This window comes from Rhodococcus sp. OK611 (genome assembly GCF_003050885.1).
GTDB classification, from domain to species: Bacteria; Actinomycetota; Actinomycetes; order Mycobacteriales; family Mycobacteriaceae; genus Rhodococcus_G; species Rhodococcus_G oryzae.
On record NZ_QAOZ01000016.1, the window covers coordinates 105,962 to 128,608 of the forward strand.

Annotated in this window: 22 protein-coding genes; 11 read left to right on the plus strand and 11 right to left on the minus strand. The window is 69.2% G+C overall.

The features are described from left to right. Positions 1-124 precede the first annotated feature (124 nt). Together trxA and C8K38_RS20360 are read right to left on the minus strand one after the other, a co-directional pair. A complete protein-coding gene (gene trxA / locus C8K38_RS20355) occupies positions 125-487 on the minus strand; it encodes a thioredoxin (RefSeq protein ID WP_097213228.1) in 363 nt (120 codons plus the stop codon). A 121-nt stretch (positions 488-608) separates the two neighbouring features. Next, positions 609-1,121, minus strand: a complete 513-nt coding sequence (locus tag C8K38_RS20360; RefSeq protein WP_097213229.1) for a 2'-5' RNA ligase family protein — start codon at positions 1,119-1,121, stop codon at positions 609-611. 19 nt (positions 1,122-1,140) lie between these two features. Between C8K38_RS20360 and C8K38_RS20365 the strand changes: the two genes are divergently transcribed. The 6 genes from C8K38_RS20365 to C8K38_RS27260 all read left to right on the plus strand — a co-directional run bounded on the left by C8K38_RS20365 (position 1,141) and on the right by C8K38_RS27260 (position 6,169). After that, positions 1,141-2,286 carry an isocitrate/isopropylmalate dehydrogenase family protein gene (locus tag C8K38_RS20365; protein ID WP_257017653.1) on the plus strand — a complete coding sequence of 382 codons (1,146 nt, stop codon included), beginning with the start codon at positions 1,141-1,143 and terminating at the stop codon, positions 2,284-2,286. An 86-nt stretch (positions 2,287-2,372) separates the two neighbouring features. Beyond that, a complete protein-coding gene (locus tag C8K38_RS20370) occupies positions 2,373-3,317 on the plus strand; it encodes an ABC transporter substrate-binding protein (protein WP_179800656.1) in 945 nt (314 codons plus the stop codon). Positions 3,318-3,337: 20 nt separating this feature from the next. Further along, positions 3,338-4,327 (plus strand): amino acid ABC transporter permease, encoded by a 990-nt coding sequence (locus C8K38_RS20375; protein WP_097213231.1) that lies wholly within the window; start codon positions 3,338-3,340, stop codon positions 4,325-4,327. Between the two features lie 22 nt (positions 4,328-4,349). Beyond that, positions 4,350-5,111: an amino acid ABC transporter ATP-binding protein gene (locus tag C8K38_RS20380; RefSeq protein ID WP_077041821.1), complete on the plus strand. Its 762-nt coding sequence runs from the start codon at positions 4,350-4,352 to the stop codon at positions 5,109-5,111. Positions 5,112-5,157: 46 nt separating this feature from the next. Next, positions 5,158-6,003 carry an SPFH domain-containing protein gene (locus tag C8K38_RS20385; RefSeq protein ID WP_097213232.1) on the plus strand — a complete coding sequence of 282 codons (846 nt, stop codon included), beginning with the start codon at positions 5,158-5,160 and terminating at the stop codon, positions 6,001-6,003. 4 nt (positions 6,004-6,007) lie between these two features. Next, on the plus strand, positions 6,008-6,169 hold the full coding sequence (locus C8K38_RS27260) for a hypothetical protein (RefSeq protein ID WP_179800654.1): 162 nt from the start codon (positions 6,008-6,010) through the stop codon (positions 6,167-6,169). Positions 6,170-6,180: 11 nt separating this feature from the next. On the opposite strand, the gene C8K38_RS20390 is transcribed toward C8K38_RS27260, so the two are convergent. Then, positions 6,181-7,074, minus strand: a complete 894-nt coding sequence (locus tag C8K38_RS20390; RefSeq protein WP_097213233.1) for a class I SAM-dependent methyltransferase — start codon at positions 7,072-7,074, stop codon at positions 6,181-6,183. A gap of 186 nt (positions 7,075-7,260) precedes the next feature. Here C8K38_RS20390 and rpsA point away from each other — a divergent pair, with 186 nt between their 5' ends. After that, positions 7,261-8,736, plus strand: a complete 1,476-nt coding sequence (gene rpsA, locus C8K38_RS20395) for a 30S ribosomal protein S1 (RefSeq protein ID WP_097213234.1) — start codon at positions 7,261-7,263, stop codon at positions 8,734-8,736. A 74-nt stretch (positions 8,737-8,810) separates the two neighbouring features. On the opposite strand, the gene C8K38_RS20400 is transcribed toward rpsA, so the two are convergent. Both C8K38_RS20400 and C8K38_RS20405 read right to left on the minus strand, forming a co-directional pair. Further along, on the minus strand, positions 8,811-9,056 hold the full coding sequence (locus C8K38_RS20400) for a hypothetical protein (protein ID WP_077041818.1): 246 nt from the start codon (positions 9,054-9,056) through the stop codon (positions 8,811-8,813). A 134-nt stretch (positions 9,057-9,190) separates the two neighbouring features. Further along, on the minus strand, positions 9,191-9,403 hold the full coding sequence (locus C8K38_RS20405) for a hypothetical protein (protein WP_027502000.1): 213 nt from the start codon (positions 9,401-9,403) through the stop codon (positions 9,191-9,193). A 124-nt stretch (positions 9,404-9,527) separates the two neighbouring features. Here C8K38_RS20405 and coaE point away from each other — a divergent pair, with 124 nt between their 5' ends. Further along, a complete protein-coding gene (gene coaE, locus C8K38_RS20410) occupies positions 9,528-10,748 on the plus strand; it encodes a dephospho-CoA kinase (protein ID WP_097213235.1) in 1,221 nt (406 codons plus the stop codon). 39 nt (positions 10,749-10,787) lie between these two features. On the opposite strand, the gene C8K38_RS20415 is transcribed toward coaE, so the two are convergent. Continuing rightward, the gene (locus tag C8K38_RS20415) at positions 10,788-11,297 is read right to left on the minus strand and encodes a DUF402 domain-containing protein (RefSeq protein ID WP_097213236.1); all 510 of its coding nucleotides are present in this window, start codon (positions 11,295-11,297) and stop codon (positions 10,788-10,790) included. A gap of 80 nt (positions 11,298-11,377) precedes the next feature. Between C8K38_RS20415 and uvrB the strand changes: the two genes are divergently transcribed. Both uvrB and C8K38_RS20425 read left to right on the plus strand, forming a co-directional pair. Continuing rightward, the gene (gene uvrB / locus C8K38_RS20420; RefSeq protein ID WP_097213237.1) at positions 11,378-13,540 is read left to right on the plus strand and encodes an excinuclease ABC subunit UvrB; all 2,163 of its coding nucleotides are present in this window, start codon (positions 11,378-11,380) and stop codon (positions 13,538-13,540) included. A 70-nt stretch (positions 13,541-13,610) separates the two neighbouring features. Continuing rightward, entirely contained in the window at positions 13,611-14,477 is an 867-nt protein-coding gene (locus C8K38_RS20425) for an SCO6745 family protein (protein WP_097213238.1), read from the plus strand. 16 nt (positions 14,478-14,493) lie between these two features. On the opposite strand, the gene C8K38_RS20430 is transcribed toward C8K38_RS20425, so the two are convergent. Continuing rightward, positions 14,494-15,459: an ABC transporter permease gene (locus C8K38_RS20430; RefSeq protein WP_179800655.1), complete on the minus strand. Its 966-nt coding sequence runs from the start codon at positions 15,457-15,459 to the stop codon at positions 14,494-14,496. Further along, positions 15,456-18,269 carry an alpha/beta fold hydrolase gene (locus C8K38_RS20435; RefSeq protein ID WP_097213239.1) on the minus strand — a complete coding sequence of 938 codons (2,814 nt, stop codon included), beginning with the start codon at positions 18,267-18,269 and terminating at the stop codon, positions 15,456-15,458. The genes C8K38_RS20430 and C8K38_RS20435 overlap by 4 nt, the downstream gene beginning before the upstream one ends. Before the next feature lie 148 nt (positions 18,270-18,417). Between C8K38_RS20435 and C8K38_RS20440 the strand changes: the two genes are divergently transcribed. Further along, on the plus strand, positions 18,418-18,870 hold the full coding sequence (locus tag C8K38_RS20440; protein WP_097213240.1) for a universal stress protein: 453 nt from the start codon (positions 18,418-18,420) through the stop codon (positions 18,868-18,870). 70 nt (positions 18,871-18,940) lie between these two features. Here the strand turns inward: C8K38_RS20440 and C8K38_RS20445 are convergent, their stop codons facing one another. From C8K38_RS20445 to C8K38_RS20455, 3 genes are all read right to left on the minus strand, one after another. Next, entirely contained in the window at positions 18,941-21,241 is a 2,301-nt protein-coding gene (locus C8K38_RS20445) for a HelD family protein (protein ID WP_097213241.1), read from the minus strand. Between the two features lie 118 nt (positions 21,242-21,359). Further along, complete coding sequence (locus C8K38_RS20450) at positions 21,360-21,773, minus strand: hypothetical protein (protein ID WP_097213242.1); 414 nt, start codon at positions 21,771-21,773, stop codon at positions 21,360-21,362. Further along, a complete protein-coding gene (locus tag C8K38_RS20455) occupies positions 21,770-22,606 on the minus strand; it encodes a DoxX family protein (protein WP_097213243.1) in 837 nt (278 codons plus the stop codon). Before C8K38_RS20455 ends, C8K38_RS20450 begins: the two co-directional genes overlap by 4 nt. Positions 22,607-22,647: the final 41 nt, after the last annotated feature.

Below are 22,647 nucleotides of genomic sequence, written 5' to 3' on the forward strand. Positions count from 1 at the left end.
CCCGGCGGCGCTCTCCGATGCCGACGTCGAGGAGGCCGCGGCGCGCCTGGCCGCGATCCTCGTCGAGGTGCCGCACGTCTACGAGGCGGCGGTCAGCCGTGAATTCAGACGGGCCCGCGGGTGCTCACTCCTGAGCGGCCGCGACCTGCTCGCGGACCTTGTCCATGTCCAGGGCCTGGACCTGGGTCACCAGATCCTCGAGCGCCGCGGGCGGGAGTGCGCCGGGCTGCGAGAAGACCAGGATGCCCTCACGGAAGGCCATGATCGTCGGGATCGACCGGATGCTGGCCGCGGCCGCGAGTCCCTGCTCGGCCTCGGTGTCCACCTTCGCGTGCACCACGTCGGGATGCTGCTCGGCGGAGGCCTCGAAGGTCGGGGCGAAGTTGCGGCACGGTCCGCACCACGACGCCCAGAAGTCGACGAGGACGACATCGTTCCCGCCGATGACTTCGTCGAAATTCTGCTGGGTCAGGGTCTGCGTGGGCATCTGGATCCTCTCGTCAATGCGTATCGACCGGGTTCAACGCGGCCGCGTGTCCGATTCTTCCCGCGCGGGGCGCGTCGGTGTGGGAGAACTCGCCTGCGGCGAGGGTGGGGAGAAACTCGCCTCAGGCGATCAGCCATTCCCGCTTGGCCTCGCCGTCCCACCGCCTGATCGAGACCGCGTGTCCGGTCAGGTGGGTGGCCGAGACGGCGCAGATCGCGGACCCGATCTGCTCGGGGAGCACCCGTCTGGCCAGCGTGACGTGCGGCGTCCAGTCCCCGGGATGGGTGTGCGCGGGGATCCCCTCGCTGTGGTGCATCAGGCGGAAGACGGTCCGCTGCAGCGACAGCAGACCGGCGGTCGGGACGACCAGGTGTGCCAGCGTCTTTCGATGACCGCCGAACACGACCAGGCCGCCGAGGGTGATCTGGAGGGCGGGGGCGAGCAGTCCCCGCTGCAGCTCGAGGTCGGTCTCGGGGTCGATGTGCTGGGCCACCGCGAGCGTGATGTGCGGGCGGTTCGAGACCTGCCGGACCGCGTCCTGACCGCGGATCCCGGTTCCGGAGACCTGGCGCCACTCCCGGCGCACCGAGGCGTCGAGGCGGTCGTCGAGCAACAACTCCACGGACTGCACCATGGTGAGCAATGATTGTCGGGTGAACCCGACGAGCGCAACGACATCGGAGCCGACCCGGCAAGCGACATCGGAGCCGGCCCGGCAGGCGACATCGGAGCCGACCCGCTTGGGCCTGCTGGTGGGAGACGGGATCGGCCACGAGATCGTGCCCGCGGCTCGGCGGATCGCGGACGCCGCCGTCGCGGCCGTGGGCGGCACGCCGGTGACCTGGGTACCCCTGGATGTCGGCCTCGAGGCAATCGGCGAGCACGGGACGCCGATGCCGGAGTCGACCCTGGTTGCGCTCGCCGACCTCGACGGCTGGGTGCTCGGCCCGCACGACAGCGCCTCCTATCCGGATCCCTTCCGAGGTCAGTTGACCCCCGGCGGAACCATCCGCAAGCGATTCGACCTGTTTGCCAACGTCAGGCCCGCACGTGCCTTTGCCGGGGTGCGCGCGGTGTCGCCCGAGATGGACCTGGTGATCGTCCGCGAGAACACCGAGGGCTTCTACGCGGACCGCAACATGTTCACCGGCAGTGGCGAGTTCATGCCAACACCCGATGTGGCGATGGCGGTCGGGGTGGTCACCAGGCGGGCCACCGAACGGATCGCCCGCGCCGCCTTCGAGCTCGCCTCCAGGCGCCGCGGCCGGGTCACGGTGGTGCACAAGGCGAATGTGCTCGCGCTGACCACCGGACTCTTTCGCGATGTGTGTCACGAGATCGGGACGCACTACCCGGGCGTCGAGGTGCGAAACGAACACGTCGACGCGATGGCGGCACACCTGGTGCGGCGGGGCGAGGACTTCGATGTGGTGGTCACCGAGAACATGTTCGGTGACATCCTCTCGGATCTGGCAGGGGAGCTGTCCGGTTCGCTCGGCACCGCGCCGTCGCTCAACGCGTCCGAGACCAAGGCGATGGCGCAGGCGGCACACGGGGCCGCCCCCGACATCGCGGGCCGCAATCGCGCCAATCCGACCGCGATGATCCTCTCGACCGCGATGCTCTTCGACTGGTTGAGCACCCGCGGCGGTGACCCCGCGCTCGGTCGGGCGGCGGAGCGGATCCAGACGGCGGTGGCGAACACCCTCCAGGCCGGGGTCGCGACCGCCGACCTCGGCGGGCTGGCGTCGACGGCGGAATTCGCCGAGACCGTGACCGCCAGGGTGGTCCGGCGCTGATCGAGGCGGCCGGTGTCGCTGTCGGGTGACGGCGGCGGCCAGACCTTTCGTCCGGTTGGCCCCCGACCCAGTACTCTTTCCTGGTGATTCCTCGATCCAACTCGTGTTCCGCGGCGCCCGTTCGGGCAGGCCGCCGAGCATGGAGACGCACCAGGGGCGTCGGTGCGGTCGTCGGGGCAACGCTCCTCGCGCTGGTGCTGTCCTCGTGCGTGACCAACAACGAGGGACTGATCCCGGTCGCGGACAACGTGCCCGTAGATCGGGTCGACGAGATCGCCGCGGACCTGCCGCGCGAGGTCGCCGCGTCCGGTCGGTTGATCGCCGGAACGAACGTCCCTTACGCGCCCAACGAGTTCAAGGACGAGGCGGGCAATATCGTCGGCTTCGACGTGGACCTGCTGAACGCCGTCGGCAAGGTCCTCGGACTCACGGTCGACTACAAGCAGGCGGACTTCGACAAGATCATCCCCGCCGTGCAGGCAGGCACCTACACGATGGGCATGTCCTCGTTCACCGATTCGAAGGAGCGCGAGGAGTCGGTCGATTTCGTCACCTACTACCGCGCGGGCATCCAGTGGGCGCAGCGGACCGGTGAGCCGGTGGACCCGAACAACGCGTGCGGGCTCCGGGTCGGCGTGCAGACCACGACCACCGAGGACATCGACGAGGTGCCCGCGAAGAGCGAGGCCTGCGTGGCGGCGGGTAGACCGCCGATCAAGAAGGTGAAGTTCGACAGCCAGGACGACGTCGCGAACGCGTTGATCCTCGGCCGGGTTGATGCCCTCTCCGCCGACTCGCCGGTGACCGCATACGCGATCAAGCGCAGCGGTGGCCGGATGGAGGCAGCCGGTGAGGTGTTCGACTCGGCACCGTACGGTTGGCCGCTCGTCAAGGGATCGCCCCTGGCACCCGTGTTGCAGCGGGCCATGCAGTACCTCATCGACGGCGGTCAGTATCAGCAGATCGCAGACAACTGGGGCGTTGGATCGGGCACGATCACGCAGTCGCAGATCAACGGGGCGGCCGGTTGAGCCGGGAAAGGTGGACACCGATGCCAGCACTGAGTGAGAGCGACGCTCCCGAGACAGGGGGTTCGCCGGAGCCGGAGGCGATCAAGGCGATACCGCTGCGCAGGCCCGGCCGCTGGATCGCCGCGATCGTCGTCGTGACCTTGCTGGGGCTGTTCGTGTACGGCGCCGCCACCAACCCCGCGTTCGCCTGGGATGTCTACGGCCAGTACCTGTTCGACCGACGGATCTCGTCCGCGGCCTGGGTGACCATCCAGCTGACGGTGCTGTCGATGGCGCTCGCGGTGGTGCTTGGCGTCGTGCTCGCGGTGATGCGGCTGTCCCCGAACCCGGTGCTGCGGACGTCGGCGTGGGTCTACCTGTGGATCTTCCGCGGCACCCCGGTGTACGTGCAGCTGGTGTTCTGGGGACTGTTCTCGTCCATCTACAAGACGCTGGACCTGGGCATCCCGTTTGTGCACCAGTTCGCGCACATCGAGCTGCAGGGCCTCGAGGCCGCGTTCCTGTTCGCGATCATCGGGCTCGGGTTGAACGAGGCCGCGTACATGGCGGAGATCGTCCGCGCCGGCGTCAGTTCGGTCAGCGAGGGCCAGACCGAGGCGTCCACCGCGCTTGGCATGTCGTGGTCGCAGACGATGCGCAGGACCGTGCTGCCGCAGGCGATGCGGGTGATCATCCCGCCGACGGGCAACGAACTGATCAGCATGCTCAAGACCACCTCGTTGGTCACCGCGATCCCGTTCAGCCTCGAGCTCTACGGCCGTGCGCGGGACATCTCTGGCGCGAACTTCCAGCCGATCCCGCTGCTGCTGGTGGCCGCGACCTGGTATCTGGCGATCACCAGCGTGCTCATGGTCGGCCAGTTCTACCTCGAGCGGTACTACTCGCGTGGCGTCTCGCGCACTCTGACCACGCGTCAGCTCGAAGCGCTCGCCGACGCCCAGGGCAAACCGGTCACGATCATGCCCGCGCCCGACACCCTGCCCGACACGCCTGGAGGCGAACGCCGATGATCGAGACTGGAGGCGAGCGACGATGACGCTGATGGTGAAGGCCGACCGGGTCTGCAAGAACTACGGCGCCCTCAAGGTGCTGCGAGGGGTGTCCCTCGAGATCGAACGAGGCCAGGTGCTCTGCTTGGTCGGGCCGTCCGGGTCCGGGAAGTCGACGTTCCTGCGCTGCATCAACCACCTCGAGCAGGTCAATGCCGGCCGGCTCTACGTCGACGGCGACCTGGTCGGATACTCCGAGCGCGGCGGCAAGCTCTACGAGCTGCACCCGCGGGCCGCGGCGCGCCAGCGCCGGGACATCGGCATGGTGTTCCAGCACTTCAACCTGTTCCCGCACCGTACCGCGCTCGAGAACATCATCGAGGCGCCGATGCAGGTGAAGAAGGTCCCCAAGAAGAAGGCCGTCGAACGCGCCCGCGACCTCCTCGATCAGGTCGGCCTGAGCGAGAAGGCGGACGCCTATCCCGCGCAGCTCTCCGGCGGCCAGCAGCAGCGGGTCGCGATCGCGCGGGCGCTGGCGATGGACCCGAAGCTGATGCTGTTCGACGAGCCGACCTCCGCTCTCGATCCGGAGCTGGTGGGGGAGGTGCTCGGGGTGATGAAGAACCTCGCCAAGGAGGGCATGACCATGGTCGTGGTGACCCACGAGATGGGTTTCGCCCGCGAGGTCGCCGACGAGCTGGTGTTCATGGACGGTGGCGTGGTCGTCGAGTCCGGCAACCCGAGGGAGCTGCTCGCCAACCCGCAGCACGATCGGACCAAGCTGTTCCTGTCCAAGCTGCTCTGACCCCTTTGCTATCGTGGTGATATCACTTCGATAGCAAAGGTGGGACATGGAGCGTCGGGCGTTTCGGTTGAACGGGTTCGCGGTGTTGCTGGGGCTGGTGGTGCTCGCGGCGGTGGCCGCGGCGGCGGCTTTCGCGGGCCCCGCAGGGGCGGTGGCGGCGATCGTGCTCGCGGTGGTGGTCGTGCTCCTGGCAACCGGCTTCACGGTGATCAACCCGAACGAGGCCAAAGTCGTCCAGTTCTTCGGCCGCTACGTCGGCTCGGTCGCCGATGCGGGCTTCCAGTGGGTGCTCCCGCTCACCACCAAGCGCCGGGTCACCCTGCGGGTGCGCAACTTCGAGACCTCGAAACTGAAGGTCAACGACGCGGCGGGCAATCCGGTCGAGATCGCCGCCGTGGTCGTCTACAAGGTCGTCGACAGCGGCAAGGCGACCTTCGCGGTCGACGACTACGAGGAGTACGTCGCGATCCAGTCCGAGGCGGCGGTCCGGCACCTGGCCACCACGCATCCCTACGACTCGGACCAGACGCAGGGCACGAGCCTGCGCGACGGCACCGAGGTGGCCGCCGAGCTCACCGCCGAGCTGAGGGACAGAACCGACCTGGCAGGCGTCGAGGTGATCGAGGCCCGCATCACCCACCTCGCGTACGCACCGGAGATCGCGCAGGCGATGCTGGTGCGTCAGCAGGCGGCCCAGGTGGTTGCGGCCCGCACCATGATCGTCGAGGGCGCCGTCGGGATGGTCGGCCTCGCGCTCGATCGCCTCCGCGAGCAGGGCGTCGTCGAGCTCGACGAGGAACGCAAGGCGAACATGGTGTCCAACCTGCTGGTGGTCCTGTGCGGCGACAAGGCCACCCAGCCCGTCGTCAACGCGGGCTCGCTGTACTCCTGATCCCATGGCCGAACGCAAGAAGGTGCTGCTGCGGCTGGACCCCGCCGTCTACGACGCCATCGCCAAGTGGGCGGCCGACGACCTGCGCAGCGTCAACGCGCAACTGGAGTACGCGCTGCGGCGGGCGCTCGACGAGGCCGGCCGCAGGCTCCGCGACCCCGACTGACCCGCGCGAGGTCAGTCGGGCTTGCGGCTGACGAAGATCGCGGTGCCGGGAAAGATCTGGCCGCGCAGCGGGCTCCACTGACCCCATTCGCGGTCCAGCCACTCCGGCCAGTCGGGTTCGACGATGTCGCGCACCTCGAGGCCCGCCGCGACGAGCTCGCGCACCCGGTCGCCGATCGTGCGGTGGTGTTCCACGTAGGTCGGCGTGCCGTCGTCGTCGACCTCCACGTAGGGCGTCCGGTCAAAGTACGGCATCGTGGCGGTCAGGCCCTTCGGCCCGGGGTCGTCGGGAAAGATCCAGCGGATCGGGTGGTTCACCGCGAACACCCACAGCCCGCCGGGCCGCAGCACCCGGGCCACCTCGCGCATCACCAGCGCGGAATCTGCGACGAACGGGACTGCGCCGAAGGCGGAGCAGACGATGTCGAAGCTCTCGTCCGCGAACGGCAGCGACTCCGCGCCCGCCTGGACGAGCGGTACCCGCGGACCGCCCTTGGCCATCGCCTCGAGGCCGCGCGTGAGCATTCCCATCGAGAGGTCCAGCCCGACCGCCCGCGCGCCCTGGCCCGCGAGCCAGCGTGCGCAGGGCGCCGAGCCGCAGCCGACCTCGAGGACGTCCCGGCCGGTCACGTCGCCGAGCAGGCGGACATCGCCCTCGTGCAGGCCCTCCGGGCACCAGACGAACTCGCCCGACGCGGAGTCAACGCCGAGGAAGTCGCCGTGCGTGCGGTGATAGTCGGCGGCGTCGGCATCCCACCAGGCTCGACTCGCGCGCTCGCTGTCGGCGGAATCGAGGCGGTCGCGGCTCACGCCACTGGTCCCGAGGATCGAATTGGCCTCGCCGTGACGGTCGGCCGGATCGGTCGGCGGTGTGATGTCTGTTGCGTCATTCGTCGACCCCGGCATGGGCTCAACAGTAGGGTTTCCCGCCGACGTCGGTGCATCCGGGTTTGCCCAGCTCGCTACAGGTCGCGTACCCTAATCCACGCGAGTGTCTGCCGTACGGTGCCGGATTCGGTATGGCGGTGGGGATTCGTGAGTCCGACAGAACACCATCAACCGACTACCCAACCGTCCGGAGCAACTCAACACATGCCCTCCACAACCGTTACCTCGCCGCAGGTAGCCATCAACGACATTGGCTCCGCCGAGGATTTCCTCGCCGCCATCGATGCCACGATCAAGTACTTCAACGATGGCGACATCGTCGAAGGAACCATCGTCAAGGTCGACCGCGACGAGGTCCTGCTCGACATCGGTTACAAGACCGAAGGCGTCATCCCTTCCCGCGAGCTCTCGATCAAGCACGACGTCGACCCCAATGAGGTCGTTTCCGTCGGCGACGCCGTCGAGGCTCTTGTTCTCACCAAGGAGGACAAGGAAGGTCGACTGATCCTGTCGAAGAAGCGCGCACAGTACGAGCGCGCCTGGGGCACCATCGAGGAGCTCAAGGAGAAGGACGAGGCCGTCAAGGGCACCGTCATCGAGGTCGTCAAGGGCGGCCTGATCCTCGACATCGGCCTCCGTGGCTTCCTGCCCGCGTCGCTGGTCGAGATGCGTCGTGTCCGCGATCTGCAGCCGTACGTCGGCAAGGAGATCGAGGCCAAGATCATCGAGCTCGACAAGAACCGCAACAACGTGGTCCTGTCGCGTCGCGCATGGCTCGAGCAGACCCAGTCCGAGGTCCGCAGCGAGTTCCTGCACCAGCTCCAGAAGGGCCAGGTCCGCAAGGGCGTCGTGTCCTCCATCGTCAACTTCGGTGCCTTCGTGGACCTGGGTGGCGTCGACGGCCTTGTGCACGTCTCCGAGCTGTCCTGGAAGCACATCGATCACCCGTCTGAGGTCGTCGAGGTCGGCAACGAGGTCACCGTCGAGGTCCTCGACGTCGACCTGGACCGCGAGCGTGTCTCCCTCTCGCTCAAGGCGACGCAGGAAGACCCGTGGCGTCAGTTCGCCCGCACCCACGCGATCGGCCAGATCGTGCCCGGCAAGGTCACGAAGCTGGTTCCGTTCGGTGCCTTCGTGCGCGTCGAAGAGGGAATCGAAGGCCTCGTCCACATCTCCGAGCTGGCCGAGCGCCACGTGGAGGTTCCGGACCAGGTCGTCGGCGTCGGCGACGATGCCCTCGTCAAGGTCATCGACATCGACCTCGAGCGTCGTCGTATCTCGCTGTCGCTGAAGCAGGCCAACGAGGATTACAACGCCGAGTTCGATCCGTCCAAGTACGGCATGGCCGACTCGTACGACGAGCAGGGCAACTACATCTTCCCCGAGGGCTTCGATCCCGAGACCAACGAATGGCTCGAGGGCTTCGACAAGCAGCGTGAAGAGTGGGAAGGCCGCTACGCCGAGGCCGAGCGTCGCCACAAGATGCACACCGCTCAGATGGAGAAGACCGCTGCGGACGAGGCCGCCGAGGCTGCCAACGCCGCCGCAGGCTACTCCTCCGAGACCGGTTCGGCCGACGCCGGCGAGTCCGCCGGTGCCGCTCCGGAATCCGCTGGTGGCTCGCTCGCCAGCGATGCGCAGCTCGCCGCTCTCCGCGAGAAGCTGTCCGGCAACGCGTGACACGATGACCCGCTAGCCGGGTCTCACAGAACAACCCCGGTCCGTACAGGACCGGGGTTGTTTTGTCTCTCCGGTCAGGCCCCCGGGCTGGAGACGAGTTCGTCGAGCATGGCGGCCTTCTCCACCAGATCGTGTTCGGTGGGGTTGTCGCCGTCGGGTAGTTCTCGGCGGAGGTCCTCGAGGGTGACGACCACCCACGAGGACCGCTTGGCCACCTCGTCTCCCGAGAGAACCTTGAGCGAACCCTCCTCCAGCACCAGCGTGGGCTGCGAGAGGGAGCTGGCCAACAGCAGTCGCAGATCATCGGCTTTGACAGTCATGTCACCAACGGTAGGACGCCGCCGCGGCAACCGCATTCGAATCTGCGTGCGCATCACAGACGAGTGCCCCCGCCCGAATTCGGGCGGGGGCACTCGTGGAGACGGGGGAGACGGGGGAGTCGGGGGGAGCCCGATCAGCTCACTGCGGCAGGGGCCCAGGCGCTCTGCATCACGGCGGTGCGCTTGCGCATCGTCGCGAAGCTGTGGCGCGCGGGGCTGATCATCTGCGTGAACCAGTTGCGACGGTGCTCGGCCAGAGCGGTGGCGACCTCGGGAATCAGGATGCAATGCACACCGTTGACGATGCCCAGACGGTGCCGACCCTGAAGGATGTAGTGGCTTTGCATGGAATTCCCTTTGTCTCGAGATGGGTGGCCTGGCGCGTCTGTCCGTAGGATACCGAGTCTCGGGTAAACCTGGTGCATTTGGGGCTGGTGTGCTTCGGCGTGTTCAGATGACAGACTGGTATGCGTGCTGAGAATCGGCCTCACCGGAGGTATTGGAGCGGGTAAGTCCACGGTGTCGAGGATCCTGGCGGATCTCGGTGCCGTGGTCGTCGACAGCGACCTGGTGGCCCGCGAGGTGGTGGAACCGGGCACCGAGGGACTGGCCGCGCTGGTCGCGGAGTTCGGTGACTCGATCCTCCGACCCGACGGTCAGTTGGATCGACCGGCCCTTGCGGCCGTGGCGTTCGGGGACGACGAGGCGCGGGCGCGGCTTAACGCGGTGGTCCATCCGCTCGTCGGCAGGCGCACCACCGAACTCGTCGAGTCCGCCGGGGCGGATGCCGTGGTGGTGCAGGACATTCCGCTCCTGGTCGAGGGCCGGATGGGCGCGCTGTTCCACCTCGTGCTGGTGGTCTACGTGGACGCCGAGGAGCGGGTGCGACGCCTGGTCGAGCTGCGCGGTATGCCCGAGCACGACGCCAGGGCACGCCTCGCGGCGCAGGCCACCGACGACCAGCGGCGGGCCGCGGCGGATGTCTGGCTGGACAACAGCGGTCCGCAGGGCGGCCTCGACGCCGAGGTGAAGGCCTTGTGGGACCAGCGACTGGTGCCGTTCGAGGAGAACCTGCGGACCGGAACGGTGGTGCGGGTTCGGCCCGTTCTCGCGCCCGCCGACGCTACCTGGCCGGACCAGGCCCGCCGACTGATCGAGCGCCTTTGGCTGGCCTGCGGTGCCGGCGCCCTGCGGATCGACCACATCGGCTCGACCTCGGTACCCGGCCTGGACGCCAAGGACGTGATCGACGTGCAGATCACCGTCTCGAGCATCGCTGCCGCGGACGCGCTCGCGGGCCCGCTGGCCGCGGCCGGGTTCCCGCGGATCGAGTCGATCACCCACGACGACCCGAAGCCGGACTACGCCATCGGTGGTGAGGCCGACCCGGCGCTGTGGGACAAGCGCACCCACGGCGGCGCCGATCCCGGCAGGCCCGTGGAGATCAGCCTGCGCGTCGACGGCTGGCCGGGCCAGCGCTTCGCGCTCCTGCTGCGCGACTGGCTGCGCGCCGACGCCGCTGCTCGGGCCGAATTCCTCGAGGTCAAGAGGGTTGCGGTCCGCTGGGCCGCCGCCGACGCGCACACGGGCGAGGCCACCGTGACCTATGCCGCGGCGCTCGCGCCGTGGTTCGATCTCGGCTACCAGCGGGCCTGGGAGTGGGCCGAGCGGAGCGGTTGGTCGCCCTCATGAGGGGCATGGTCGGCGCAGGCTGCTCGGCATCCCATCCGGTCAGCGCCAGCTGATCGGCATCCCGACCGAGGCGAGCCAGGCGTCGAGGTCGTGACCGTGCGCGGCGATCCCGTCGGCCGCGGTCACCGCCCGGTGGATCGCCAGCTCGGTCGTCGCGGCGTCGAGCAGGCCTGCCGCATGCGCGGCGATCAGTTCGTCCACGTCCAGTAGCTCGGTGTCGCGCCCGGTCCGTACCACCAGGTCCAGGTAGTGGTCCTCGGATCGCCAGACCCCTGGCGCCGCGGTGAACTCGCCGATGTCGACATAGTGGTTCTGATCCCGTGCGTGAAACGGGTGGTAGTGGAAGATCGACGCGCGTAGGCCCAGGTCCGGCAGCAGCCAGGACTCCAGGTAGTGGAAGTGGGCGTGGTCCGAGGTCCTGGCCATGTACAGGCCCCACGGTTCGAGCCGGTAGTGGTCCACCGGTCGAACGAAGCCCTTCGGATCGGTGTTCGTCTTGTCCGCGAGCGAGAAGGACTCGATCTTCGGGGCGTGCACTTCGCCGTCCATGGCTGTTGAACCTACCCGGCGGGTCTGGCTCCCGACGACGATGCCGGGAGGATGTCGGTGCCCCGGCTTACTCTGGTTCCATGGCTTTCGCATCCGAGCATCCCGTGGTGGCGCACTCCGAGTTCCGGCCGGTCGGCGACATCGAACGGTCCGAGGCCCGGTTCGAGGTGGTGAGCCCGCATCAGCCCGCAGGCGACCAGCCCGCGGCGATCGCGGAACTCGAGCGACGGATCCGGGCGGACGAGAAGAACGTGGTGCTGCTCGGTGCCACCGGCACGGGAAAGTCGGCGACGACGGCCTGGCTGATCGAGAAGCTGCAGCGGCCGACGCTGGTGATGGCGCCGAACAAGACCCTCGCCGCGCAGCTCGCGAACGAGCTACGAGAGATGTTGCCGAACAACGCAGTCGAGTACTTCGTCTCGTACTACGACTACTACCAGCCCGAGGCGTACATCGCGCAGACGGACACCTACATCGAGAAGGACTCGTCGATCAACGACGACGTGGAGCGGCTGCGGCACTCCGCGACTTCGAGCCTGCTCTCGCGTCGTGACGTGGTGGTGGTCGCGTCCGTCTCGTGCATCTACGGTCTCGGCACCCCGCAGTCCTACCTGGACCGGTCGATCCAGCTCGACGTCGGCGTCGAGGTGCCCCGCGATGCGCTGCTGCGCCTGCTGGTCGACGTGCAGTACAACCGCAACGACCTGTCCTTCACCCGCGGTTCGTTCCGGGTGCGCGGGGACACGGTGGAGATCATCCCGTCGTACGAGGAGCTCGCGATCCGCATCGAATTCTTCGGCGACGAGATCGAGGCGCTCTACTACCTTCACCCGCTCACCGGCGACGTGGTCCGCCAGGTCGATTCGCTGAGGATCTTCCCGGCCACCCACTACGTCGCGGGTCCGGAGCGGATGGAGCGCGCGGTCAAGGACATCGAGGCCGAGCTCGAGGAGCGGCTCGCCGACCTGGAGGGGCGGGGCAAGCTGCTCGAGGCGCAGCGGCTGCGGATGCGGACCAACTACGACATCGAGATGATCAAGCAGGTCGGGTTCTGCTCCGGGATCGAGAACTACTCGCGGCACATCGACGGCCGCGGTGCCGGCACCGCGCCCGCCACCCTCATCGACTACTTCCCCGAGGACTTCCTGCTGGTCATCGACGAGTCGCACGTCACCGTTCCGCAGATCGGCGCGATGTACGAGGGCGACATGTCCCGCAAGCGCAACCTCGTCGAGTTCGGGTTCCGGTTGCCCTCGGCGACCGACAACCGTCCTCTCACCTGGGAGGAGTTCACCCAGCGGATCGGGCAGACGGTCTACCTGTCGGCCACCCCGGGCAAGTACGAGCTCGGCCAGGCGGGCGGCGAGTTCGTCGAGCAGGTCATTCGGCCGACCGGGCTGGTGGACCCGCAGGTGGTGGTCAAGCCCACCAAGGGCCAGATCGACGACCTCGTGCACGAGATCAGGGAGCGCACCGACAAGGACGAGCGAGTCCTGGTCACCACCCTCACCAAGAAGATGGCCGAGGACCTGACCGACTACCTGCTGGAACTGGGGATCCGGGTGCGGTACCTGCACTCGGACATCGACACCCTCCGCCGGGTCGAGCTGCTCCGACAGCTGCGGCTGGGGGAGTACGACGTGCTCGTCGGCATCAACCTGCTCCGCGAGGGCCTCGACCTGCCGGAGGTCTCGCTCGTCGCGATCCTGGACGCCGACAAGGAAGGCTTCCTGCGCAGTTCCACCAGCCTGATCCAGACCATCGGCCGCGCGGCCCGCAACGTCTCCGGCCAGGTGCACATGTACGCGGACAAGATCACCGACTCGATGGCCCATGCGATCGAGGAGACCGATCGCCGCCGCGAGAAGCAGATCGCCTACAACCGGGAGATGGGCGTCGACCCGCAGCCCCTGCGCAAGAAGATCGCCGACATCCTCGACCAGGTCTACGAGGAGGCCGATGACACGGCCGCGGGCGTGGACGTCGGCGGGTCGGGGCGAAACGCCAGTCGCGGGCGTCGCGCCCAGGGCGAGGCGGGCCGAGCCGTCAGCGCGGGCGTGTACGAGGGCCGCGACGTGAAGTCGATGCCGCGGGCGGAGCTGGCGGACCTGGTCAAGGAACTGACGGACCAGATGATGAACGCCGCGCGCGAGCTGCAGTTCGAGCTGGCCGGGCGGTTGCGCGACGAGATCCAGGACCTGAAGAAGGAGCTTCGGGGTATGGACGCCGCCGGCGTCTCGTAGAGCGAGCCGGGCGTGGGTCGTTCACCGACCGGACGGCGACGTTCCGCTCGCGCCCGCTACGGTCGAGCACATGGACTCACGGACGGCGGGGCAGGCAGCCCGGACCCTTGATCTGATCCACGGCATGTCGTATTTCGCGCCGGAGGTGAACGAGAGCCTCGTCGCCGCGGGCCTGAGCCCGGGCCGGATGTGCTACTTCGCCGGACGGTCCGCCGCGATGGGCGCGGTCGGGGCCGGGGTGGTTGCGGCGACCTTCTACAACTTCAATCCCGAGGCGATCACGTCGGTGATCCCGGTCGCCTGGACGCAGGCAGGGCCTGCGGCCGTCGTGGAGGCCAGATACCGCGGGGTGGACGCGGCGATGCGGCGCATCTATGGCGTCGAGGCGATCGGCTCGTCGGCGTTCGACGAGGCCGCGGCCTTGGCGGCCACCGCGGCGCGCGCCATCCCGGAGGCGTCCGGTCGGCCGCTCTATGCCGGGCACGCCGAGATCGAGTGGCCGACCGAGCCGCACCTGGTGCTCTGGCACGCCCTGACGCTGCTCCGTGAGTACCGAGGTGACGGACACATCGCCGCCTTGCAGACCGCGGGGCTCTCCGGGATCGAGGCGCTGGTGTCGCACACGGCCACCGGCAACGGGTTCCAGGAGCAGTTCGCCAGGTCGCGCCGCGGCTGGTCCGACGAGCAGTGGCGCGTCGCGGTGGACTCGCTCAGCGACCGGGGTCTGCTCGGGGACGACGGGGAGCTCACCGGCGCCGGCTGGGAGTTGCGCGAATGCGTCGAGGAACTGACCGACGAGATGGCGGTGGCCCCGTGGGCGGCGCTCGGCGAGGACGGCGCGGCGCGCCTGCTCGAACTCGGCACCGATCTGCGCGCGGTCCTGGTGGACCAGGGGGTGTTCCCGGACGGGGTGTACGGGTCCGCGGTCCAGCGCTGACCGCGGCCCGGCGCGGTCAGCTGGTGATGTCCTTGACCGCGAACCGCTGCCAGGCAAACAGTCCGAACACCGCCGCGTACGCCAGCGCCGAGAACGACCCGACCACGATGTCGTGCCAGTCCACCGTCGGTGCAAGGAGTCGGGTCCAGGCGAACGAGAAATGCCCCGGCAGATAGTCGCGCCAGTGCCCGAGCGCGGTGATCTGGTCGAGGATCTGCACGAGGATGGACACCATCACCGTGCCGCCGACCGCGCCGAGCGGGGCGTCGGTGAGCACGGAGAGCAGCAGGGCAAGACCCGCCACCCAGGTCAGGTTCACCGCGATGAACGCCAGCGCGACCAGCAGTCGTCCCACCGCCTCGCCATACCCGAGGGAATCGCCGAACGGGGTCACCAGCGGTCCCGTCCCGTACAAGGCGGTGCCGAGCGTGAGCGCCACCCCGAACAGGATCAGGATCGCCAGCGCGGACAGCGCCGCTGACACGATGGCCTTCTGCTGCAGGAGCCGGCTGCGGGGGACCGGGATGGCGAGCAGGTAGCGCAGCGAGGACCAGGACGCCTCGCTCGCGACGGAATCGCCGAAGAACAACGCCACCACCACGATCAGCAGGAAACCGACCGACATGAACAGGCAGAACACGGTGAAGTTCACCCCGCCCGTGGTGCCGAGTTCGATCAGGTCGACCCCGCCGGATCCAGAGGAGTCCGACCCGCCGATGGCGAACGCGATCGCGAGGATCACGGGCAGCAACGCCAGGAAGCCGAGCGCCAGGTGGGTGCGCCTGCGTTTGAACTGTCGCTTGAGCTCGGTGCGCAGCGGCAGGGTGTGCGTCGCCCGGTATCCGGCCGCCCGGCCGTCGGGATGAGACGGCACGGCTCCGCCGTCGGCCCTGGATGTGACGGCTCCGCCGTCGGTATGGGACGTGACGGCCCCGCCGTCGGTATGGGATGTGACGGCTCCGCCGTCGGCCTGGCTGGTCATGCGTCCTCCCTGTCGTGTTCGCGATGGTCGGAGATGTCCACCAGTCGGAGGAACACGTCCTCGAGGCGGGTCGTCTTCGACAGACCCCTGACCCCGATGCCCGCGCCGACGAGGGTGCGCACCAGCGCCGCCGGGTCGGTTTCGCCGAGATCGACCCGCAGCCGGGGATTCTCACCCTCGATCAGGCGCACGGGCCCGAGCCCGTCGACCGACTCGAGAACCACGGCCGCCCGGGAGGGGTCGTCGACCCGCAGTTCGGTGGCGCCCTCGGCGGAGGTGAGCTCCTCGACGGTGCCGGAACTGATCACCCGGCCGTGGTTCATCACCACCACGTCGGTGCAGGTCTGCTCGACCTCGGCCAGCAGGTGGCTGGAGACGAGGACGGTGCGCCCGGTGCGTGCGTAGTTGATCAGCACCTCCCGCATGGTGCGGATCTGCGGCGGGTCGAGCCCGTTGGTGGGTTCGTCCAGGACCATCAGGTCCGGCAGGCCGAGCATCGCCTGCGCGATCGCGAGCCGCTGACGCATTCCCTGGCTGTAGGAACGGACCTTCCGTTCGATCGCATCGCCGAGATCCGCGATCTCGAGGGCCTCGTCCATGCGCGCCTCACCGGCGGGCCGCCCGGTGGCCTCCCAGTACAGCCGCAGATTGTCGATGCCGCTCAGATGCGGCAGCAGGCCGGACCCCTCGACGAAGGACCCGAGCCGGGAGAGCACCGGCGCACCAGGGGTGACCCTGTGGCCGAAGACGCGGATCTCGCCCTCGGTCGGCGTGATCAGCCCCATCAACATCCGCAGGGTGGTGGTCTTGCCCGCGCCGTTGGGACCGAGCAGCCCGAGGACCTGGCCGCGGCGGACGGTGAAACTGACCCCGTCGACCGCGCGGAAGCCATTGTCATAGGTCTTGCGCAGGTCGGTGATGACCAGCGGGGTGTCGACGAAGGCGGGGTCGACCTCGGCAGCCACGCGGCGCCGGCGCCGGATCACGCCGATGGTGACCAGGAGGGCAGCCCCGCCGAGGATGCACGCGATCCCGATCAGCGGACCGATCGGCAGCGAACGGCTGGAGCTGGTGGCGGGCACGCTCGGGACCAGGAGGCCGGCGTCGTCGGCGAGGGCCACCGAGAACTGGGCCGGGCTGAGGGGGTTCGCGTAGGCCTGGTCGGTGGTGGTGACGACCACTTCGAGGTGGTGTCCCTGCGGCACCTGGAACGCGATACCGGGCAGGGCCACCGCGATCGGGTGCGGTTCGGGGCCCTCGGGCAGCCGGATCGCGGAGACCGCACCGCCGGGCAGGGTGCGCCTGCCGTCGGGGCTCACGTCGTACAGCTTCGCGAACAGCACGGCGTCCCCCGGCGCGGAGGCGGCGGTGACGATGAGCCGGACCGTGGAGACACCCGTGATCGTGAGCGGGTGGTCGAGCGGTGCGGTGGCGAACGCGGCGGACTGGCCGGGCGGGTCGGCCACCAGAGCCGCCGCGGGCCCGCCGACGGCACTCAGGTTCGACAGCGCCGAGCCGAGGCCGGGCACCGCGGACAGGGCGGCAGGCGCGGCGCCGGGCGGCCGGAGGATGCTCTGCGATGCCGGTCCGGCGAGCGCGAGATCGATGGTCGGGGTCGGCGGCGCGTCCGCGACCAGGCCCGGGTAGTCGGCGGCGGTCATCCGCCGATAGGAGGGACGACCCTGATCGGTCGGAGTGCCAGGGAGCGAGAACACGAACTCCTCGTCCACCTCGCCGGACCCGCGGAGTTGCTCGGACAGGAACCGCGACGTCGCGGACTCGCTGAAGCGGGTGCCCTCGCCCCCGGCGTCGTGCCCACCGGGAAACCAGCGCACCTGGACGGGTGTGCCGGTCGCGGCGATCTGGCGCGCGGTCGCGTCGGACTGGTCGAGTCCGAACAGCGTGTCCTGTTCACCCTGGATCAGCAGCGTGGGCGCGGTGATCGCGCCCGCGACCGCCGCGGGCGAGTGCGCACGGAGCAGGTCCAGCAGTTCCTGGCTCGGTTTCCCGGATTCCGCGGCCGCGGCGTACTCCCGGCAGAACTCCAGCGCGAACCGTCCACAGGGTCCCGGTTCCGGCCGCGGTTCGGCCGCGTCCGCGCCTGCCCCGGATGGGGCCGTGCCCGCGCCCGCGCCGAAGAAGATGCCGGCCCAGCCGCGTTTGAGCACGCCAGGGCCGCCGTACCCGGCCGCGGCGGGCGTCGACGGTGGCGGCGACTCGATCGTGCCGAAGTTCGGAAACAGGGCGTGGCCCAGGTCATTCCACGTGATCGCCGCGGCGATCGCATCGATACGCGAGTCGAGTCCGCCGAGCATCAAGGCCAGTGCGCCGCCATAGGATCCGCCCGCCACGCCGATCTTCGGGTCGCCGGGGCCGTCCTGCTCGACCTCGCCGCGCGCGGCCAGCCAGTCGACGAGGCCGCGAGCGTCCGCCACCTCGCGATCCGGGTCGTTCAACGAGATCTGACCGGTGCTCTGCCCGAAACCCCTGGCGCTGTATGCCAGCACCACGAACCCGTCCTCCGCGAGCGCTCCCGCCTGCGCGGCGACGGAGTCCTTGCTGCCGCCGAACCCGTGCGCGAGGAGTACGGCGGGTGCCGGGGTGTGCTGCGGAAGATACAGGCGGGCATCGATTTTGACCTGATCCGGCTCCGCGGGGCCCGCGGGCATCGTCACCGCGACATCCTCGGTCACCGGCGCGGGCGGCTCGGTGATCGACCTGGTCACGGCGATGGCACCGGCGCCGACGGCAACGAGGGCGACGGCCACGACGATCCGGGTCCTGATTCCCTGCGGCCGGGGGATTCGCATGAGATCTAATGTAGCGATGCGGCGCCGATGTGCGTTGTGCCGCAATTCCCCCTAACCCGATCGCGATCCGGCTAGGGTCTTTCCCAGCGGCCGGGCTGTCCGTGATTCTGCGGCGCTCCGGTCAGACCTGAGCACCTTGGAGGAATGAATGAGCGCCTACCGCACCATCGTCGTCGGAACCGATGGCTCGGATTCGTCCCTGAAGGCAGTGGACAAGGCCGCGTCGCTGGCGTCCGATGCCGGCGCGAAACTGGTCATCGCCTGCGCCTACTACCCGGCGGACCCGAAGGACATCGAGGCAGCGCAGGACAGCCTGCGTGAGGATGCGTACCAGATCACCGGTTCCGCGCCCACCTTCGAGATCCTGCGGACCGCTCGCGAGCGGGCGCACGCGGCCGGCGCGGCCGATATCGTCGAGCGTGCCGTCGTCGGCGCTCCCGTGGACTCGCTGCTCGCGCTCATCGACGAGGTCGAGGCCGACCTGCTGGTGATCGGCAACCGTGGACTGAACACGCTGACCGGGCGTCTGCTCGGATCGGTCCCCTCGGACGCGGCGCGTAAGTCCACCTCCGACGTCCTGATCGTGCACACGGTCCGCTAGTCGCGTCCGAACATCTCCCGCCCCCGCCGGCATCGCCGACGGGGGCGGTTTGTCATTGCGCTCGTGAAAACTATTCGAGTGCAGACAGTTTCGAGAGTCCGTCCGGGAGCGGGTGTGCGTGCACGACGCCGAGCCGTTGCGTGGCACGGGTGAGCGCGACGTAGAGATCGTTCATCCCGCGCGGTGACTCGTCCACGATCTGACGGGGCTCCACGATGAGGACCGAGTCGAACTCGAGCCCCTTCGCCTGCCGGACCGAGAGCACGCTCACCGAATCCGAGATCAGGTCGAGGAACTCGTCGACGCCCGACTCGCTGGTCAGGACCGCGACGAGACCGGGCCCGGTCTCCGCGGCGACCATCCGACGGACCTGTTCGGCGACCTCGCCCTCGGGCACCCGCCGTGCCCACGGCCGCGTCCCCGAGTCGCGCACCGAACGCGGCACCGTCTGGTCGGGGTCGATCCGGGCGAGCACGTCCTGCGCGACGTCCATGATCTCGGAGGGCGTGCGGTAGTTCACCGTCAGCTCGGTCAGCTTCCAGCGCCGGGCGACGTACGGCTCGAGCACCGTCTGCCAGGACGAGCTGCCCGCCGGATCGCCCGTCTGGGCGGTGTCGCCGACCAGGGTCATCCATCGATTCGGGATGCGCCGCATCAGCATTCGCCAGGCCATCTCCGAGAGTTCCTGCGCCTCGTCCACGATGACGTGCCCGTAGGTCCAGGTGCGGTCGGCCGCCGCGCGCTCGGCCGCGGTCTGGGACTGCCGCAGGTCCTGACGCTGCGCGAGCTGGCCCGCGTCGATCAGGTCGTACGCCATCAGGATCTCGGGATCCAGCTCGTCCTCGAGGTCCTGCGGGGCCGAGCCGGTGAGGATGTCCAGTGCGCCCTGGGCATCGGCGATCTGGGCCCGCCATTCGCGGTCCGCCCGTTCGCGTTCCGCGGCATCGTCCACGCCGAGCAGTTCGGCGAGCTCGTCGAGCAGGGGAGCGTCGGCCGCGCTGAACCCTGCGACGCCGGTGCGGTGCAGCAATTCGCGCTGCTCGGCGGTGAGTTGGCGTGCCGCCGAGTCCAGCCGCTTCCGGGAACCGAGCAGGTCCGCGAGTACCCGCTGGGGTGTCAGCTGCGGCCACAGCCCGTCGATCGCGGCCATCACCTCGGGGTCGCCGCGCATCTCGTCCCGGATGTCGGCGATGTCGTCGCGGCTGAGCAGGTTCGCCCCGCCAAGCACGTTCGACCCGATCCGGGCCGCATGCTGATCGGCGAGGGCTTCGATCACCGCCGAGACGAAGATCGGCCGGGCGAGGTTGTGTGGGCGCCGTGACGAGCGGGCCCGCCCGCGCGCGCGGGTGACGACCTTGCGATCGAGGGAGATGGGGTAGGAGTCGAACCTCAGCCGGATCGGCTCCTGCGGGGTCTCCTGCCGGTCCCGGACCGCCTGCTTGAGCACCTCGACCATCGCGAGCGAACCCTTGACCTCGCCACACTCGAGCGAATCCTGATGCGTGGCACGCACTCCCGGATAGAGGTCGCCGATGGTGGAGAGCAGCACACCGGTCTCACCGAGCGAGGGGAGCACCTGGCCGATGTAGTCGAGAAAGGTGTCGTTGGGCCCGATGATCAGCACGCCGCTCTTCGCCAGCTGCTGCCGGTAGGTGTAGAGCAGGTACGCCGCGCGGTGCAGTGCCACCGCGGTCTTGCCGGTTCCCGGCCCGCCCTGCACGACCATCACCGACTTGTGCTCGGACCGGATGATCGCGTCCTGCTCCGACTGGATGGTCTCGACGATGTCGTTCATGTGGCCGGTCCTGGCCGCGTTGAGCGCGGTGAGCAGGGCGCTCTCACCCGCCACGCCGTCGGCGCCGTCGAGGGCCCCCGCGCGCTCCGCGGTCGCGAGGTCCAGGTACTCGTCGCCGAGCCCGGTGACCTTCCGGCTGCGGGTCCTGATGTGCCTGCGCCGGGTGACGCCCTCGGGTGCGGCCGGGGTCGCCAGGTAGAACGGCCGGGCCAGCGGCGCCCGCCAGTCCAGCAGCAGGGTCTCGTAGTCGTTGGCCTCGTCGAGGATGCCCACACGGCCGATATAGCGCCGCGCGTCGCCGTCGGGAGCTTCCTCGTCCGGATCCTGCCCGTCGAGGTCGATCCGTCCGAAGCAGAGGCCGTTCTCCGCCGCGTCGTATTTGGCGATGTCCTCGGTGTACATCAGGCTGAACGACTCGCGCTCGCTGCGAGCCTGCGGGGTGCCGCCGGTCTCGAGGAGCACCTTGCGCAGGCGGGTTGCGGCGTAGTCACGCAGCGAATCAAGACGGTCGTACAGCATCGACACGTACTGTTGCTCGCGCTCACGTTCGTCGTGCTGCAGCGCCTCGTCCGGCAAGTGGTCTCCTCGGGCGGTAGGGGAGGGAAAAGTGCCAAGCGAGTCTAGTGGGCGGGTGGCGCAGACGCAGAAGGGTCAGGTCAGAGCGTTGTCCGGCGCGTCACCCGCGGCGCGTGGTTCAGTCGGTGCGAAGGGTCTCGTGCACCGAGCGCCAACGGAGTCCGTTGCGGGCGGCCTGCGCGGGGATCAGGACGGCGGTGACCACGCGGACGCCGGACCCGGCCCCGGTCCCGGTGTGATGTGTCTCGGTGAACCGGGCGATCGCCACCTCGGCGGTGGCGAGCTGTACCTCGATCGCCGTGATGACGACCCGGAGGCCGGGGACAGCGCCCCGCGCCCCGCGGAGCGAATCGGCGAGCTGGTCGCCGGACACGACGTGCCCGTCGGTCGTGACGAGTGAGAAGTCCGCGGTGTGGGCGCCGATGAACTCGGTCAGCAGCGCCGGGTCCGCGACGGTCCCGAGCCATCGTTCGAGCACCGCGTGGTGATCCTCGATCTCTCGGATGATCCGGGGTTCCGGGGCAGCGATCACGAGTTCAGGTCCGCGACGGCCCGTCGGGCCCGCCGCACGGCGCGTTCGGTACCAACGCCGACCGTGTGACCGAGGCGGGCGCCGCGCTCGGCCGCCGTTTCGGTCCACTCGGTGCCGTGTTCGCGCGCGAGCGCGAGGAGCTCGGGGGCGCGTTCCTGGGCCGTCTCGGCAAGGGCTGCCCCGCGTTCGCGGGCGAGCGCGAGGAGTTCCGGGGCGTGTTCCTGGGCCGTCTCCGCAAGGACCGCCCCGCGTTCGGCCGCCTCGGCCGCGAGCTCACGGACCCGTTCCGATGCGGACTGGAGTCGCTCACCGACTGCTCCGTGCGCTTCACTCTCCTTGGCCGTTGGCAGCGCCGGCAGCGCCGCCAGTACCGCATCGGAAGCCTGACGGGCCGCTCGGCGGCCCCGCCAGCCGAGCGACGGCTTGCCCTCGGTGTCGACGCCTGCGATCAGCAAACCGCCGAGCAGGCTCATGTTCTTGAAGAACTGGGTCCGGTGCGCGGCCCGCTGTACCGGGTCGGACTCGTTCCAGAAGGCGTGGCCGGCGAGCGTGGTCGGTAGCAGGCTGCCGGCCAAGGTCAGAGATGCGATGCGCGGAGCCTTGCCGATGGCCAGCAACGCGCCCGCACCGACCTGGATCGCCCCGTTCAGGCGCACCAGGTTCGTGGGGTCGGAGGGCACCAGCGCCGCAACACGGTCTGGGAGAGCGCCATGTGCTTGCTGGATGACCGGCTCCGCGATGTCTGCCTTCCCGGCGGGATGTCGGAGTGCATCGATGCCGCCGGTGATGAACACCGTTGCGAGCAGGGGACGGGCGATTCGACGGACCAACATGGTGTGGCCTCCCTCGTGATCGGGTGCACTCCACCCTAGTC